12 protein-coding genes are annotated in these 16,641 nt (G+C 55.4%); 2 read left to right on the top strand and 10 right to left on the bottom strand.

From position 1 onward, the window contains the following. Window positions 1-34: 34 nt before the first annotated feature. The 4 genes from BM485_17980 to BM485_17965 form a co-directional block, all read right to left on the bottom strand. On the bottom strand, window positions 35-2,326 hold the full coding sequence (locus tag BM485_17980) for a DNA topoisomerase I (protein OKY73700.1): 2,292 nt from the start codon (window positions 2,324-2,326) through the stop codon (window positions 35-37). Between the two features lie 228 nt (window positions 2,327-2,554). Beyond that, complete coding sequence (locus BM485_17975) at window positions 2,555-3,664, bottom strand: DNA protecting protein DprA (GenBank protein OKY73699.1); 1,110 nt, start codon at window positions 3,662-3,664, stop codon at window positions 2,555-2,557. A gap of 11 nt (window positions 3,665-3,675) precedes the next feature. Continuing rightward, a complete protein-coding gene (locus BM485_17970; GenBank protein OKY73698.1) occupies window positions 3,676-5,271 on the bottom strand; it encodes an RNA polymerase sigma factor RpoD in 1,596 nt (531 codons plus the stop codon). Window positions 5,272-5,332: 61 nt separating this feature from the next. Next, the gene (locus BM485_17965; GenBank protein OKY73697.1) at window positions 5,333-7,105 is read right to left on the bottom strand and encodes a DNA primase; all 1,773 of its coding nucleotides are present in this window, start codon (window positions 7,103-7,105) and stop codon (window positions 5,333-5,335) included. Window positions 7,106-7,146: 41 nt separating this feature from the next. Here BM485_17965 and BM485_17960 point away from each other — a divergent pair, with 41 nt between their 5' ends. Next, window positions 7,147-8,088 carry a hypothetical protein gene (locus BM485_17960; GenBank protein OKY73696.1) on the top strand — a complete coding sequence of 314 codons (942 nt, stop codon included), beginning with the start codon at window positions 7,147-7,149 and terminating at the stop codon, window positions 8,086-8,088. On the opposite strand, the gene BM485_17955 is transcribed toward BM485_17960, so the two are convergent. The 3 genes from BM485_17955 to BM485_17945 all read right to left on the bottom strand — a co-directional run bounded on the left by BM485_17955 (window position 8,085) and on the right by BM485_17945 (window position 10,869). Beyond that, complete coding sequence (locus tag BM485_17955; GenBank protein ID OKY73695.1) at window positions 8,085-8,363, bottom strand: acylphosphatase; 279 nt, start codon at window positions 8,361-8,363, stop codon at window positions 8,085-8,087. The genes BM485_17960 and BM485_17955 overlap by 4 nt on opposite strands. 291 nt (window positions 8,364-8,654) lie before the next feature. Continuing rightward, window positions 8,655-10,670, bottom strand: coding sequence for a DNA ligase (NAD(+)) LigA (locus BM485_17950; protein ID OKY73694.1), 2,016 nt, complete (start codon window positions 10,668-10,670; stop codon window positions 8,655-8,657). Window position 10,671: 1 nt separating this feature from the next. Continuing rightward, window positions 10,672-10,869 carry a 4-oxalocrotonate tautomerase gene (locus tag BM485_17945; GenBank protein OKY73693.1) on the bottom strand — a complete coding sequence of 66 codons (198 nt, stop codon included), beginning with the start codon at window positions 10,867-10,869 and terminating at the stop codon, window positions 10,672-10,674. Window positions 10,870-11,160: 291 nt separating this feature from the next. On the opposite strand from BM485_17945, the gene BM485_17940 reads away from it, so the two are divergent. Next, window positions 11,161-11,997: a biotin--[acetyl-CoA-carboxylase] ligase gene (locus BM485_17940; protein ID OKY73692.1), complete on the top strand. Its 837-nt coding sequence runs from the start codon at window positions 11,161-11,163 to the stop codon at window positions 11,995-11,997. On the opposite strand, the gene BM485_17935 is transcribed toward BM485_17940, so the two are convergent. The 3 genes from BM485_17935 to BM485_17925 all read right to left on the bottom strand — a co-directional run bounded on the left by BM485_17935 (window position 11,909) and on the right by BM485_17925 (window position 16,606). Further along, the gene (locus BM485_17935; protein OKY73691.1) at window positions 11,909-12,868 is read right to left on the bottom strand and encodes a hypothetical protein; all 960 of its coding nucleotides are present in this window, start codon (window positions 12,866-12,868) and stop codon (window positions 11,909-11,911) included. The genes BM485_17940 and BM485_17935 overlap by 89 nt on opposite strands. A 142-nt stretch (window positions 12,869-13,010) precedes the next feature. Next, window positions 13,011-13,901: a hypothetical protein gene (locus BM485_17930; protein ID OKY73690.1), complete on the bottom strand. Its 891-nt coding sequence runs from the start codon at window positions 13,899-13,901 to the stop codon at window positions 13,011-13,013. Window positions 13,902-14,365: 464 nt separating this feature from the next. Continuing rightward, complete coding sequence (locus tag BM485_17925) at window positions 14,366-16,606, bottom strand: ATP-dependent Clp protease ATP-binding subunit ClpA (protein OKY73689.1); 2,241 nt, start codon at window positions 16,604-16,606, stop codon at window positions 14,366-14,368. Between the last annotated feature and the right edge of the window lie 35 nt (window positions 16,607-16,641).

Here is a 16,641-nt window from a genome sequence, read left to right as displayed (position 1 = left end):
ATCAAACCGAAAAAAGTCCATTTTTTTTACAATCTCATTCTTCCTCATCGTTTATTTTTTCCCTGAAACCACACTTCGCATCCGGACATTTCAAATACCGTCCGCTTTTCTTGCTTTCCTTCTCCAGCAGATAGGGAGAGTCGCAATCGGGGCACCTCCGGCTCACCGGCTTATCCCACAAGGCAAAAGAACATTTGGGATAGCGGTTGCAACTGTAGAAGACCTTGCCCCGCTTGGAAATCTTTTTTATCAATTCGCCGTCACAACCTGGCTCTGGGCAGCGCACCCCGGTTGTTTCGGCCTGAATGTGCTTGCACTCCGGATATCCAGAACATGCAAGGAATTTGCCATAACGGCCAACTTTATACACCAGGGGTTTGCCGCATTTCTCGCAGACCTGGCCCGACTCCTCCGGTACATCCCTCTCCACCGGGATTATGCCGCCGCTGCCGTCCCGGCTGAAATCCTGGGTGTTTTTACACTCAGGATATTTTTCACAGGCAAGAAACTCCCCTTTCTTCCCCCACTTGATCACCATGATTCCATTGCAGAGGGAGCAGCGGATATCCGTCGGCTCGGCTGAACGCTTGACCGACTTCATTTCCTTTTTCGCCTGCTCCAGCGCCTGGCTGAAGGGACCGTAAAAATCGCGCAGAATCCGCAGCCAGTCAACGGTGCCTTCCTCCACCTGATCAAGATTCTGTTCCATCATGGCGGTGAACTCCGTGTCCATGATAGCGGGGAAATGCTGCACAAGCAGTTCGTTCACCAGTGTGCCGAGATCGGTGGGGAAAAATTTGCGCTGATCCAGCAGAACATATTCCTTTTCCTGGATGGTGGACAAAATCGAGGCATAGGTGCTCGGCCGGCCCACGCCGTTTTCCTCCAAAGCCTTGACCAGAGTGGCCTCGGTATATCGAGGAGGAGGCTGGGTAAAATGCTGCTTTGCCTCCAGGTCGAGCAAATCGAGCCGGGCGCCTTCCAGCAGATCAGGCAGCACAACATCTTTTTCCTGTCCCTGGGCGGCCTGTCCTTCATCGACCGCTTCCACATAGAGGGTCATGAAGCCGAGAAAGCGAACAATGGAGCCCGCCGCCTTCAAACCATAATCGCCGGCCACGATAGTAACCGTGGTCTGGTCGTAAAGAGCGGGAGACATCTGGCTTGCCACAAACCGTTTCCAGATCAGGGTGTAAAGGGACAACATGTCCTTTTCCAGATAAGGGACAAGTTGTTCCGGCGTTTTCGTGACATCGGTCGGCCGAATCGCCTCATGGGCGTCCTGGGCCGACTTTTTCGCCCGGTAAATATTGGCCTTTTCCGGGAGGAAATCAGGGCCGTAGGCGGTGCGGATAAAGTCCCTGGCCTGGCCCAGGGCATCATCGTTAATGCGGGTAGAATCGGTACGCATATAGGTTATCAGTCCGGTGGGACCGTCATCGCCGATGGCGATTCCCTCATAGAGGCGCTGGGCCAGGGTCATGGTTTTTTTTGCCGAGAAACGCAGCTTGCGGTTCGCCTCGATCTGCATGGTGCTGGTGATAAAGGGCGGACTGGGATTGCGTTTGGTCTTTTTCTTGCTGACTTTTTTAATGATGAAATCAGCCTTTTTCAGATCAGCGACAATAATCCGGGCCTGATCTTCATCCTTGATGCGGCTGTTTTTTCTGTTTGTCAGCTTCTGGCCGTTCACCTCCTCAACCTGAGCCGAAAAAGAAGGGGGGCCATCCTGCTGCAGGGCGGCGGTCACCGACCAATACTCAACCGCGGTAAAGGCGGCTATTTCCTTTTCCCGCTCGCAAACCATGCGCACGGCAACGGACTGAACCCGTCCGGCGCTGAGTCCGCGCCGCACTTTATCCCACAGCAAAGGGGAAATCTGATAACCGACCAGCCTGTCAAGTATGCGGCGGGCCTGCTGCGCCTCGAATTTATTGTGGTCGATCTCGGTGGCATTGGCAATGGCGGCAAGAATGGCTTTTTTGGTCAACTCATGAAAAAGAACCCGATGAACCGGCTTATCGGTAACCTCGATTGACGAGGCAATATGCCAGGCAATGGCCTCGCCTTCACGATCCGGGTCAGGGGCGAGATAAATTTCATCAGCGCTCTTTGCCGCGGCCTTCAGCTCATTAATGATTTTTCCCTTGCCGCGGATGGTGACATACTTCGGCTGGAAGTCATGCTCCACATCCACGCCGAGAGTTTTAACCGGCAAATCGCGGATATGCCCGACAGAGGCCTTTACGGTAAAAGAATTGCCGAGATATCTCTGCAGGGTCCGGGCCTTGGCCGGAGATTCAACAATGATCAATGATTTAGACATAATTTGTTTACTTTATAGCTGGCCAATCAAGATGAATAAAAAAAATAATTTTATGAAAGATCATATATCATAAAGAAGTCAGGAGACAGGAGTCAGAATACAGAGGGGAACAGCAAAGAATCAAGAGAACATCGAAAATTTATTGCGAATTTCTAGACGGTTAGTATTTTTCCTGACTCCTGACTCCTGACTCCTGACTCCTGACTCCTGACTCCTGACTCCCCCAAACTACCCCATCCCCTCACCTTTCTTCTGATATTGCCCACCCGGCAGCACCTCAATCGCTCCTTTTAATTCAAGAAGCAACAGCACCTCATTGACCTTCTGGGCGGTCATGCCGCTCTGCTGGATCAATTCATCAATATTGCGCGGATAGACATCAAGCAGGGCAAAAAGTATTGCCTCCTCGGTCGACAGGGCAATCCGTGCCGCAGACTTCTTCTGCGGCGGACAAAGGTCGGAAACACCATGGGCAATTTCTTCCAGGATATCATCAACGCTATGCACCAGCTTGGCCCCTTCCTGCAGCAGGCGATGAGCCCCCTCGCTTTTGCTGGAATCGATGCGGCCGGGGATGGCAAAGACCTCACGGCCCTGCTCAAGGGCCATTCGCGCCGTAATCAGGGAGCCGGACTTTTTCGCCGCCTCGACGACAACCACCCCGAGGGAAAGGCCGCTGATGATGCGATTACGCGCCGGGAAACGGAACGGTTCCGGCAGGGTGCCGAGGCGGTATTCACTGACCAGGGCGCCCCGTTCACCTATTTCCGCATGGAGATTTTCATTCTGCCGGGGATATACCACGTCCAGCCCGCACCCGAGAACGGCAATGGTGGCACCGTTTGCCCGCAAGGCGCCGGAATGGGCCGCGGCATCGATGCCGAGCGCAAGGCCGCTGACCACGGTCAATCCCCTCCGGCAAAGGCGGCCCGCCAAATCAGCCGCGATTCGCTGCCCATAGACAGTGGAGGCCCTGGCCCCGACAATTCCGAGACAGGGGCTTCTCAGCAGCGCCGCATCACCCTTGACATAGAGAAGAACAGGCGGGTCGCTGATATTGCTGAGCAGTTCCGGATAATCGTCATCACAGGAGGCGATTATCCGGATCCCGGCACGGGAAGCGCGCTCAAGCTCCGACTCCGCTTCGGCCCGCAGCCGCACCCTGTCGATAGCGGCGATGACTTTTGCGCCGACACCGGGAACTTTCCGGCGAATCAGCTCGTGATCCGCCGCTAAAACGGTCCCCGCGTCACCAAAGACATCCAGCAGCTTGTTCCAGCTCCGCGGCCCAAGGCCCGGAGCGAGCGAAAGGGCAATCCGGTCTAATAATTCATTCACAAGTTCGGCAATCAGTCTCGCATGAAACTTTCCAGATGTTTTTTCCGATTCGGATGTTTCAATTTTTTCAAGGCCTTGGCCTCTATCTGGCGAATTCTTTCCCGGGTAACGGAAAAGGTCTTGCCGACCTCCTCCAGGGTGAGGTCTTTTTCCGTGTCGATGCCGAAACGCATGCGCAACACGCTTTCCTCTCTCTCGGTCAGGGAGCCCAGCACCTTGCGCAGCTGCTGGCGCAGATTGTCCTGGATGGTTGCCTCATGGGGGGAGACGGCATCGGCATCTTCGATAAAATCGGTCAGGTTGCTTTCCTCGTCACTGCCGACAGGGGTGTCAAGGGAAACGGGCTCCTTACAGATCTTGAGAATATTGCGCACCTTTTCAAGGTCCACATCAAGCCGGGCGGAAATCTCTTCCGGAGTGGGCTCCCGACCCTCATCGCGGACAAACTCCTTGGCCCCTTTCAGCAGACGGTTGATGGTGTCGATCATGTGCACCGGAATACGAATGGTCCGTCCCTGATCGGCAATGGCGCGGTTGATGGCCTGCCGTATCCACCAGGTTGCATAGGTACTGAACTTGAATCCCCGACGGTACTCAAACTTATCCACCGCCTTCATCAAACCGATATTGCCCTCCTGGATGAGATCAAGCAGCTGCAAGCCCCTGTTCATATACTTCTTGGCAACGCTGACCACCAGCCGCAGATTGGCATGGGTAAGCTCTTTTTTGGCCTCGCGGCTTATTTCCTCACCAAGGCCTATCTGGGCCAGCGCCTGGGCAAGAGATTCATAATCAAGACCGCACTCCTCCTCCAGACCGGAGAGTTGTCTGTCTATTTTTTCGCTGCCGGTGCCTTCATTTTTTTTGCGGGTTGCCAGTGCCTCAAACTGCTTGACCAGGGCTTTCACCTCATCCAGGGCTTCGCCCAGATACTTGGCCTGCAGCAGATCATCCTGGAAAAGAGCGGCGATGGAATGATTGGAGCGGTCAATACGCACCATGATCTTCACACTGGAAGGCTGATCCAGCGCTGCATCATGCAGGTCGGCGCGCAGGGCTTTTCGCTCCCTGTCGATGCGCAGGGCCTCGGTAACCTGCCGAACAAATTTTTCCTTTATCTTGGCGCCGTCATTTTCATTGATCCCGCGCAACACATCACCGATCTGGCAATTCCCTGCAACCAGGTCGTCACGGTTCCTGCGCAGCACCTCCAGGGTAAGAGGGATGGCCAGCAGTCCGTTCTGCATGTAACGCTGCCCCTTTTCGATTTTTTTGGCTATTTCAATTTCTTCAGGCGAGGAAAGGAGGGGAACGGCTCCCATTTCCCGCAAATAGGCCTTAACCGGATCAATTTCCCGCATCAGGGCGGCCGACGCGGGCCCGACACTGATCAGCTCTTCATTTGTACCGTAATAAAAGTCATTATCATCAACTTCCGATTCCTCCGGTTCTTCCGCCTCATTATCTCCGAACAGGAAGGTAAGGTCATCCGCGGATTCGTCCAGCTGGTTTTCCGGCGGCAGATCATCGCCCGCCGCCAGAAAATCCGTCTGATCAGCCTCTTCCAGCAATTCATGCTCTTTGTTCAGCTTTTTTCTTTTTGCCACAAGATATACTCCTGAAGGGGAATGTCCATCGCGCCGGGGTCAACAAAACCAGTACAACATATTATGGATATGAAGCTTCGTCCATTTCTTTTTTCTTTTCGAGAAGTTCCATCAACAAATCATCATTACCGTGAAGCTGTGCCTCATGAATACTCTTCACCAGAATCGCCTTACGCAACTGCCATACCTGCCTGCGCAACCAGGCCGTCATTTCCGCAAGCATGGCTTCCTTTATTCCATCGTCAAAGGCGGGCGCGTCAATCAGGATCTGCGCCACAAAACTCCTTTCCCGTTGCGGCAGGTTTTCCAGCAACTCCTCGGTGCCGGGTTTCTTTTCATGTTGCAACGCCGGACTCTTTAATGCGGCGAGGATAATTTCCCCTGCCTCATTTTCATTTTCGGCAAATTCTTCCAGCCCGGCCTGGAGAAAATCGGGCAGGGTATCGGGGTAGACCAGCAGAAACTCCAGCACCCGGCGATAGTTCCGGGACAATTGCAAAGGCTTCGCCGCCGGGGGAGCAGGGGCTGATCGCTGCCCGGCCGGAGGAAAAGCCGCTGAATCCAGCATGGCCTCCGGAGGCAGCCCGAGCTTGTCGCTGAAATGGGCGACAAAAAGATTTTTCTGCAACGGGCGATTGCCGATGGAGGCAATGACAGGCAGCAGTTCCCGCAGGATCCTGCCTTTGCCCGCCAGACTCAAACCATGCTCTTCCACCAGCCGGCCAAAAAGGAATTCCGGTAACTCCTTGGCCTGCTTTATTTTTTGTTCCAACTGCTCCTTGCCGAACTTGTTGACAAAGGAATCCGGATCCTGATCCGCGGGAAGCACGACCACCCTGGCATCGAGCTGCTCGGCAAGGAAAAGAGGCACCGAGCGCATGGCCGCCTTGACCCCGGCCTGATCCCCATCAAAAAGGACAATCGCTTCGGAGGTATATCGCTTCAAAATCTTGACATGCTGGGCAGTGAGCGCCGTGCCGAGAGGGGCGACAACATACTCCAACCCCCGTGCCACCAAAGAAAGCAGATCAAAATTCCCCTCGACGACGAGGCATTTGCGCGCCTGGCGAATGGCGGCCTTGGTCTGATAGAGGCCGAACAGGGTGCTGCTTTTATTAAAAACCGCTGTTTCCGGGCTGTTCAGATATTTCGGTTGCCCGTCTCCGAGAATTCTCCCGCCAAAGCCGGCAATCTGACCATTTGCGGAAAAAATCGGAAAAATAACCCGATCCCGGAAGCGATCATAAACCCCGCCGTCATCTTTTTTCACCAGCAGGCCGGCGGCCACCGCCTCTTTTTCCGCAACGCGCGCATCAGACAGGCCGTGCACCAGAAAATCCCATCGTTCCGGTGCATAACCAAGCTGGAAACGATTGATGATCTCCTCGCCTATCCCCCGTTTTTCCAGATACCGGCGTGCCTTGAACGCTCCGGGATCTTCGGCTAAAAACCGGTGAAAAATCCCGGCCGCGATCCCGTTGGCCTGATAAAGGAGATCCCGCTCCTCTTTTTTCCGGCGCTCATCCGGCGACAGTTCGCTTTCCTCCAGGGTGACGCCGTAGCGGCGGGCCAGCGCAGCCACGGCATCGGGAAAGGTCATGTTATGATATTTCATCATGAACGCCAAGACATCACCGCTTTCATTGCAGCCGAAGCAGTGATAAAGCTGCCGTTCGCGACTCACGGTAAAGGAGGGAGTTTTTTCCGAATGGAACGGACAGAGCCCTTTATACCGCACGCCGGCGCGCTGCAGCTGGACATGCTCGCCGATGACTTCGATGATATCGGCGGCATCTTTAACCAGGCGGGCTGAATTATCTTGAAATACTGCCATGCGGACTCTTCCTCGCCGGTGTTTGGGGAAAACCGCTTTTCTTGTTCCCGCGGCAACAGCAATTTTTTGCAACAAGCCGGCAGCAGAAGCAGGTTTTGCGCCTTGAGCCGGAGAGTTACATTTTTTTTACAAAAGGACGCTTTTTGCTTTGCCCTTTATCCTTTTTCCTTTATCTTCATTTGTGTCAAGAAAAAAATGTGCATCTGCCGCGGCAGCTTCCGCCGCATTTTTCCCTTCCGCCTTCCCGGGGGACGCAACCCATGACTTCCGACATCAGTCAGTTTCTCAGTTTTGAAATAAAGAAGGAACTGGCGGACCGCTATTTCGGCTTTCGCAAGCTCATTGAGGAGGACAAGGCCGACCTTGAAAAAGACATTTTGTCCCACCACAAAACAGTGGGGCAGAAAATCGTCTGGGACTTGAATCGCATCTACATCATGTTAAACGATGAAAAGCTGATCAGTGATTTTCTTTCCCTCACCGGGCTGGAAGAACAATTGTATTACGACCCCTACATCCTCACCTCACCCACATTGCGGGACCGTATTTTTGACGGCGTGAAAACAAAGGGGCTTACCGCCTCCGGTCGCTTCACGCATCTTTTCATGCAGACCTATGAGCAGCTCACTCAGGATGTTGCCCGCTACCGGGAGAAATACGCCGAACTCCTTGATGATCAGGAAACCATCGAAGAAGAAATCAAAATTTTTTACCGGCAAAACGACATCGGCACAATCATGGGCTTTCTGCGCCTGATGGATACCGACAGCTCCCATGGCGCCATGGAAGGAGCACCGGAAAACGGTTTTCTAGACTCCATGGAAAAAAAAATGCGGCTGACTCCACCGGTGCAGGTGCAAACGGAAATTCCCCGGATTCCCCCGCTGATCCCCCTGCCGCAAATAAAAAAAGAACTCAAAAAACTGGCGAAAGAGGCCTTCGACAAACACCGGGACGGATTCCGTCTGCCCGGCAAGGGCTAGGAGCGGACGGCAAAATCCGGAAATTCGTCGCCGCAGGCGCAAGGCTCCACCAGAACCTCCCTCACTTCCGCCATGGGGGACCCTTTGTGCAGCCAGGCAATCATCCGGTCGACCTGCTCCGCCTCGCCGCGGATCACCGCCTCAACCGATCTGTCCGGCAGATTACGCACCCAGCCCGTAAGACCCAGACGTTCCGCCTCCTCCTGGGTGAAGGCACGGAAATAAACCCCCTGTACCCGGCCTGAAACCTTGGCCCGTATTGTTTTTATTGCCATGATGATTCCTCGGCTTGTGAATTATTGATAATTTCGCAAAAACTGTAACTATCCAGGTAGATAGGCTGAAGGCTGTAGACTGAAGGAAAAGCGCCTAAAATATGTAATACGACAGCACCGGCAGCCCTATAGCCTTCAGTCTACAGTCTAAACAGCTGGATAGTTACCAAAAACCTAGAATCAACCACAGAGACCACGGAGCACACGGAGATAACCGGCTGTAATTCAAAACGTTTTCTCTGCGCCCTCTGTGCTCTCTGTGGTAAAAAAAGACCTTTTCGATTTCATCAATTATTGATTGCCCCCGGTTAATCGTTGAAATTCCTGCTCATCGACAATGGCGATTCCCAACTCCTCCGCCTTTTTCAGTTTGCTCCCCGGCTTGTCGCCGCAGACAAGGTGCGTTACCGTCTTGTTCAGTGACGACGCCACCCGGCCGCCCAGTTTTTTCACCATTTCCTTGGCCTCATCCCGCGAGCAGGAGGCAAGGGTGCCGGTGAAAAGAAAAACAGCATCGCCAAGGGAACGGTTTTCCCCGGCATGGCCCCGTTCCCTTTGCTGGGAAAGCCCGAGCTCCTGCAACCGCCGCAGCATGGCGAGCACGGCCGGGTCATCAAAATAATCCCGGATGGACTCCGCCACCTGCAGCCCGACACCCTCGATTTCCAGCAGCTCGTCTTTTCCGGCCCTGATCAGATTTTCCAGGGTTTCGAAACGCTCCTCAAGGAGTTGCGCCGTCACTTCGCCCACATGGCGTATCCCCAGGGCGGAGAGGAAACGGGCCAGGGAGCTGGTTTTCCCGGCCCTTATCGCCGCCACCGCGTTTTCCGCCGATTTTGCCGCCCAGCCATCGAGCTTTTCCAGGACCTCGGCTCGGAGGGTATAGATATCCGGGATATCGGTCACCAGCTTCTCGTTAAAAAGCTGTTCCATGGCCTTTTTGCCCAGCCCCTCGATGTCCACGCCCGATTTTCCGCTGAAATGAATGAGACTGCGCAACCGCTGCGCCGGGCAATGGGGATTGACACAGCGGATGGCGACCTCGCCGGGCTCCCGTACCAGCTTATGGCCGCAGGCCGGACATTCGGCGGGCATGACAACGGGCCGCTCGTCCCCGGTGCGTCGGTCGACAAGGGGCTGGACTATTTCCGGGATAACGTCCCCGGCCCGCTGCACCAGCACCATGTCGCCGAGGCGCAGATCCTTGCGCTTGATTTCCTCTTCATTGTGCAGGGTGGCTCGGCTGACCGTCACCCCGCCGATGGCAACGGGCTCAAGGATAGCCACCGGGGTGACCGCCCCGGTGCGGCCCACCTGAAATTCAATGGTTTGCAGGCGGGTTGTCGCCTGGGAGGCGGGGAATTTACAGGCAAGCGCCCAACGGGGGCTTCTGGCCTTGCTCCCCAGCCGCTCCTGCAGGGCAAAGGAGTCAACCTTGACCACCATGCCGTCGATTTCATAGTCAAGACCTGATCGAACCTCCAGCAGATAGCGGTAATGTTCGATAACCGCGGCCATGGTCGGGCAAAACCTGGCCAGCGGGCTCACCTTGAAGCCAAACAGACGAAGCTGCCGCAACAGTTCCATCTGCCCCCCGCAGTTTACCAGGGACGGGTCGCTGATGCCGTATGCGTAAAAATCAAGGGGACGCCGGGCAGTGAGCCGGGGGTCGAGCTGACGGAGCGAGCCGGCCGCCGCATTGCGGGGATTGGCAAACAACGGTTCGGCGGCGGTTTCCCGCTCTTTGTTTAATTCGCGGAAACCTGCCGGCGCCATGAAGACTTCACCGCGCACCTCAAGCAGACCCGGCGCCTCGCCCCGCAGGCGCAGAGGAATGGCAGGGATGGTCTTCAGGTTTGCCGTGATATTTTCTCCGGTACGACCGTCTCCCCGGGTCGAGCCCTGCACCAGCAGGCCATTCTCATAAACAAGCTCAACGGCCAGTCCGTCCAGTTTTGGTTCAGCGGCATAGGCCAATCCGGTCCCTTCTTTCAGGTAACGGAGCAGGCGCTCCTCAAAGGCCCGCAGTTCCGCCTCGGAAAAGGCGTTTTCCAGGCTGAGCATGGGGAAACGGTGGATCACCTGGGAAAATTTATCCAGCGGCGCTCCGCCAACCCGTTGACTGGGGGAATCAGGGGTGACCAGATCGGGAAATCGCTCCTCCAGCTCCAGCAGTTCGCGGAACAGGCGATCATATTCGACATCGGCGATCAGCGGGGCGTCCAGCACATAATACCGGTAATCATGGCGGGCGATCTCTTCCCGCAACCATTGCAGCCGCTGCCGGGATTCCTGTTGATCCGCCATCTTACTTGGTTGCAGCAGGTTTTTTCAGCATATTGCCGCCGCTGGCGATATTTTCATGGGCAACCTCGTCGATAAAAATCAGGATGGATTCCTTGGGCTTGCCGGCCACTCGGGAAATGACATCGGTTACCCCGGCGCAGATATCCTCTTTCTGTTCGCGGCTCAGTATTCCGGCAACCCGGATGTTGACGTACGGCATGGGATGTCTCCTTGTTGAGTAGGTTCTTTTGCTTGAATTGATGGTCTCGTAAAAAATCTTTCTTCACCACAGAGAACACAGAAAAAATCTTTTAAATTACAAGAAGTTATCTCTGTGTGCTCCGCGGCCTCCGTGGTTGTTTTTTTTAGTTTTTACGGAACCATCTTAAATTGGCTTGGTTGATCATTCCAGCAAGGAACCACTATAATCCAAAATCCGCGATCCGCAATCCGCATTCCGCATTCCGCAATCCCCATTCCCATCCTTCCGTCTTTCGGGTACCATGGGACCATGAACGATACAACCTCCACCATCGAGGATTCATTCCGGCAAGAAATTTCCCGGCAAGGGGCAATCGCCGGCCATCCGCTTGTACAACTCCGGGAAACCGCCTCCACCAACAGCGACGCCCTGCAATTGGGCCGGGAGGGCATCCCCTCCGGCACCGTGGTCATCGCCCACCACCAGACCGGGGGCCGGGGCAGGCTTGGCAAACAATGGCTTTCCCACGGAGAAAGCGGACTCTATTTTTCCCTTCTTCTGCGGCCGACCCTGGAACCCGCTGATCTGCCGAAAATCACCCTTGGCGCCGGTGTTGCTCTCTGCCGAGCCGTTTCCCGCATCTGCCGGATTGAACCGGCCATCAAGTGGCCCAATGACCTGCTGATTTCCGGCCGTAAGTGCGGCGGCATCCTGACGGAAACGGAATTCATTGCCGGCCGACCGCTTGTGGTGCTGGGGATCGGCTTAAATATCAGCACCCCTCTTTCCGCCTTTCCCCAGGAAATCCGGGACAAAACCACCTCGCTTGCCCGGCACGACGCCACCATCATGCAAAAACGCCTCCCCCTGTTGGCGGCAATTCTCGGCGAACTGGACATCATGATAAAAAAAATGGAGAAAGGCGCTTTCGGAGAAATCCTGACGGAGTGGAAAAAAAGGGATTACACCGTGGGCAAACGAATCAGCTGGCTCACCACCCAGGGCAAGGCGGTACGCGGTCTTTCCCTGGGTCCGGACAGTGAAGGCCGCCTGCACATCAGAGACGATCAGGGCATGGTCCATGAGGTGCTGTCCGGAGATATCCGGCTTCAAGCTCCCGCACCCGCCGAACCAGCTCCCGGTTGACCGGAGCTGCAATCCCCAGCTCTTCCGCCCTGGCGGACACGGCCCCGTTGATGGCGTCTATCTCGGTGGGCCTTTTCTGCCGCACATCCTGCAGCATGGAAGAGATGTTGCCCGCCGTGGCCCGGCAGACGGCAAGAGTCCGGGCCACCGGATCATCCTCCAGCCGGATGCCCAGAGCCCTGGCAACCGCCTCCCCTTCCCGCACCGCGGCAATCATTTTCCCCCTGGCCTCGTCAATGGCAAGAAGGTCGCCGTTCGGACAGCCATACAGCGCGGAAAGGGCATTTATCCCCAGATTGACCAGCAGTTTGGCCCAGACATATTCGCCGATGTTTTCCACCTTTTCCGCCATCATGCCGGTTGCCCGGAACAAAGAGGCCGCCCCTTCCAGGCGCAGATGACTTTCCCGGTCCGCCGGGCAGGCGAAACCGATGCGGGTCATCCCTGCACCGCCATGGCGCACATGGCCGGGAGCGAGGAGCGTCGCCCCCATGGCGGTTACCCCCAAGGCAGGCGGCATGGGCAGCTTCATCCGGGCCAGGGTGTCGAGATGCCCGATACCGTTCTGGAAGGATATCAAGATGGTCCGTGGCGTGAAGAGAGGAAAAGCGGCACGTAACCCGGCTGCCACATCCCTTGATTTGACGCAGTGCAGAACCAGATCCGCCGGCCCGATGCGGGCGGCGTCGGCCGTGGCGGAGACAAAACGACAAAACTCCTGCTCACCCATGGTCAGCAGGAGTTTCCCGTCAATGCGCGCTGCCCGTTCAGGATCATGATCGAGCAGCCAGACGTCATTGTCCGGCGTTGCCGCAAGCTGGGAGGCGAAAAGAGATCCCAGGGCGCCGGGGCCGATAACAACGATTTTCATGTTTTCAAGTGCCTGAAGTACTTCAAGTGCCTAAAGTACTTCACGTACTTAAAACGCCTTAAATGAACGAGTTTTTCTTAACGGAACGTATCGAAAATTTAGGCATTTCAGAGCACTTGAGACACTTTAGGCACTGTAACAACTACTTGGTTATAAGCGCCTCTTCGATGATGACATTATAAAAGTAACCGGAACCGAAATCCTTGTCCTTGGTCAGAACACCTTCGGCAACAACAATGGAATTCAATTCAGGCACGTCGGCTGTGGTGACCACCAGATCATGACTGTTTTTCATGGCGTCGCCGGAACCGTCCTGCAGATGAACCCAGTTGCGACCCATGATATTGGGCGACACCTTGACCACCTTGCCCCGGATTTTCACCTTCTTGCCGGCCAGATCAGCTGCTTTTTCAAAAATTTCTTCCACCTTGTAACCGTTCTCTCCCTCAGCCTTGTCAACCTTCACCTCCTGCGCCGGAGTAACGGCCTTGATACTGCCGCCGCCGGCATCTTCCACGCCCATGCCCGGCGGCGGCATCACGGGAGCCGCGCCTTCACCCTGCAGGGCCGCGGAAAACGAAGGGGCAGCCTCCCCGCCGGCGGGCGCGGCAGCTGCCTGTGGTTCCTTGCCGGCAACCTGACAACCGCCGGAAAAGATGATTTCCGGAAAAGTCCGGTCAAGGGTTTTGCTGTAAAAATCGGTCATCACCGGCCCGTTCTGCAGGGTCACCTTTTCTCCCGCGGCAACACTGGTCTCGCCCACCGCGGCCCACAATTTTTTGCTGCCGGTATCAAGATGGATATAGGTGTAGCCGCCGCTGTTAAAGGTCTCGACAACGGTACCCTCCAATGTTGCCGCCTCGGCCACCTGAGCCGGAGGCAGCGCTTTCACGTCCTGGGCGGGAGCCTGAACCGCCGCCTCTTTCTGCTCGGCAGGCGCTTCGGCTTTTTTATCATTTTGATTGGAACAGCCGGTAAATGCCAGCGCCAATGACAGGACAGCGGTCAGATACAATTTTTTTGCATGTTTCATTTGTGGTCCTTTTCGCAAGTATTTGATAATTTGAGGAGAAGTTGGAAACCAGGAGTCACAAGCGGGAACATGGGGTGTGAAAATTTGCCGATTCCGGCTCCTGACTCCTTTCTTCCGGCTCCTGAATTCCGTAACAATTATATATCCGATTAGTTTAAAACATAAAAGTTCCAAAAAGATTTTTCCGGAGCCGCGCGGTTTCATTCCTCTCCGACTCATGGGACGATGGATCACAACACTTCCTGCTTTTAACGCAAAGACGCAGGGTTGCAAAGGGAATACATTGTTTGAAAATGAAATTTCGTAACTATCCAGGGAGATAGGCTAAAGGCCGCAGGCTGAAGGAAAGGCGTCACAAATAGAAACGCATGGAGGACAAACAGCCCTCTCGTCTTCAGTCTCTCGCCTCAACACCTGAGCGGTTACGAAATTTCTTTATTCCTTTGCGACGTTGCATTGAAAGTTCAGTTTTTTACAGGTTCATCATAGGTGAAGACAAACCCCTTCTTGGAGCGATCGACCAGCACGGCGCCGCCCCGGCTCAACCGGCCGAAAAGAATCTCCTCGGTAATCCGGTCGCCGATCTCCGTCATGATGAGACGCCGCAGGGGCCTGGCGCCGTAGTCGGGATCATATCCTTGCGCCGCCAGCCAGGCGCGTGCTTTTTTCGCCAGGCGGATGACGACGTTTCTGTCGGCAAGACGCTCCTGCAGCTCACCGATCATCTTGTCGACAATCAGCTCCATCACCAGCGGCTCCAGTGAGTTGAAGGTGATGATGGCGTCGAGCCGGTTCCTGAACTCCGGTGAAAACATATCCCTGAGCACCTTCTGATCCCGCCCTTTTTTACTGGACATGAAACCGATGGGCTGGCCGGTTATCTCGCGTGCCCCGGCATTGGTGGTCATGATGAGAATCACATTGCGGAAATCCGCCTTGCGCCCCGCGTTGTCGGTAAGCGTTGAGTGGTCCATCACCTGCAGGAGAATGCCGAAAATATCCGGATGGGCCTTTTCGATCTCATCCAGAAGCAGAACACAATAGGGGTGCTTCCTGATGGCGTCGGTCAACAGGCCGCCCTGGTCAAACCCGACATAACCGGGCGGCGCGCCGATCAGCCGTGCCACTGCGTGCTTTTCCATGTACTCGCTCATGTCAAAGCGCTCGAAATGGATGGAAAGCGCCTGGGCAAGCTGGCGGGCCGCCTCGGTTTTCCCCACTCCGGTGGGACCGGCAAACAAAAAGGATCCTGTCGGGCGGTCCGGCTCCTTCAGTCCGGCCCGGCTGCGCTTCACCGCGGTAACCAGCGCATCCAAGGCATGATCCTGCCCGAAAATACGACCCTGCAACGTCTCCGTCAGGCCCTTCAACTGCTCCATGTCGGATCCGGAAATATTCTTGGCAGGTATCCGTGCCATCCGGGCAATCACGGTCTCAATATCACGGACGGTGACGCTTCTGCGTTTCCGTGCCTTGCCGTCGAGCCTGAGCGCCGCCCCCACCTCGTCCAGCACATCGATGGCCTTGTCGGGCAGAAAACGATCATTGATATAGCGCTCGGCAAGCTCGGCCGCGGCCCGCAAGGACGGACTGGAAAACTTCACGCCATGATGCTCCTCATAGCGGGATTTCAGCCCCTTGAGAATTTCAAAGGTTTCATCCACCGACGGCTCTTCAATGTCGATCTTCTGGAACCGGCGGGACAAGGCCCGATCTTTTTCAATGTAGTTCTTGTATTCTTCATAGGTGGTGGAGCCGATGCAGCGCAGGGTGCCGGATTGCAGAGCCGGTTTCAGCAGATTGGAGGCATCCATGCTGCCGCCGCTGGTTGCGCCCGCGCCGACAATGGTGTGGATTTCATCGATGACCAGAATGATGTTCGGCTGCTTTTCCACCTCGGTAATGATCCCCTTCAGCCGTTCTTCAAAATCACCCCGGTATTTAGTGCCGGAAAGCAACGCCCCCATGTCAAGCAGATGAATGGCCGCATCTGAAAGCAGATCAGGAACCTTGTTCTCATGGATGCGCAGGGCCAGTCCCTCGGCGATGGCGGTCTTCCCCACCCCGGGCTCGCCCACCAGCAACGGGTTGTTTTTCCGTCGACGGCAGAGAACCTGCATCACCCTGGTCAATTCCCGGTTGCGACCGATCAACGGATCAATGAGCCCTTCGGCGGCCCGCCGGGAAAAACTGATGGTGAATTTTTCCAGGGCGGATGCCGAGCTCTGCTTTTCCTTTTCTTTTTTCTGCTCTTCCCGAGGCATGGCAAGGGGCGGGGAGGGTAATTTATGGGAAATATACTGCACGACCTCGAAACGGCTCAAGCCCTCTTTTTCCAGGAAATAGACGGCAAATGACTCCGGTTCCGAAAAAATGGCGGTCAGCACGTCGCCCGAATCCACCTCCCCCTTGCCGCAGCTCTGCACATGGGCAATGGCCCGTTGCAGAACGCGGTTGAAGCCGATGGTCTGCACAGGATCCTGTGTGTCGCTTTCGTCATAAACCGGCAGATTGAGCATGAAAAAGGCCTCAAGATCCTTTTTCAGATTGTCCACATCCCCATCGCACCCCTTGACAATCCGCACCGCCAGTTCATCATGGAGCAGGCCGAAAAGGATATGCTCCACCGTCACATGCTCATGCCGGCGTTTTTTCGCTTCACGAATGGCCATGACAAGGGCCATTTCAACTTTTTGATTAATCATGTTTTTTCCTTGCGAAGTCAGGAGACAGGAGTCAG

It is taken from the genome of Desulfobulbaceae bacterium DB1, from assembly GCA_001914235.1.
Classification (GTDB): Bacteria; Desulfobacterota; Desulfobulbia; order Desulfobulbales; family SURF-16; genus DB1.
Note: the sequence above shows the minus strand (reverse complement) of the source record. Positions and strands in the feature narration are given on the sequence as shown.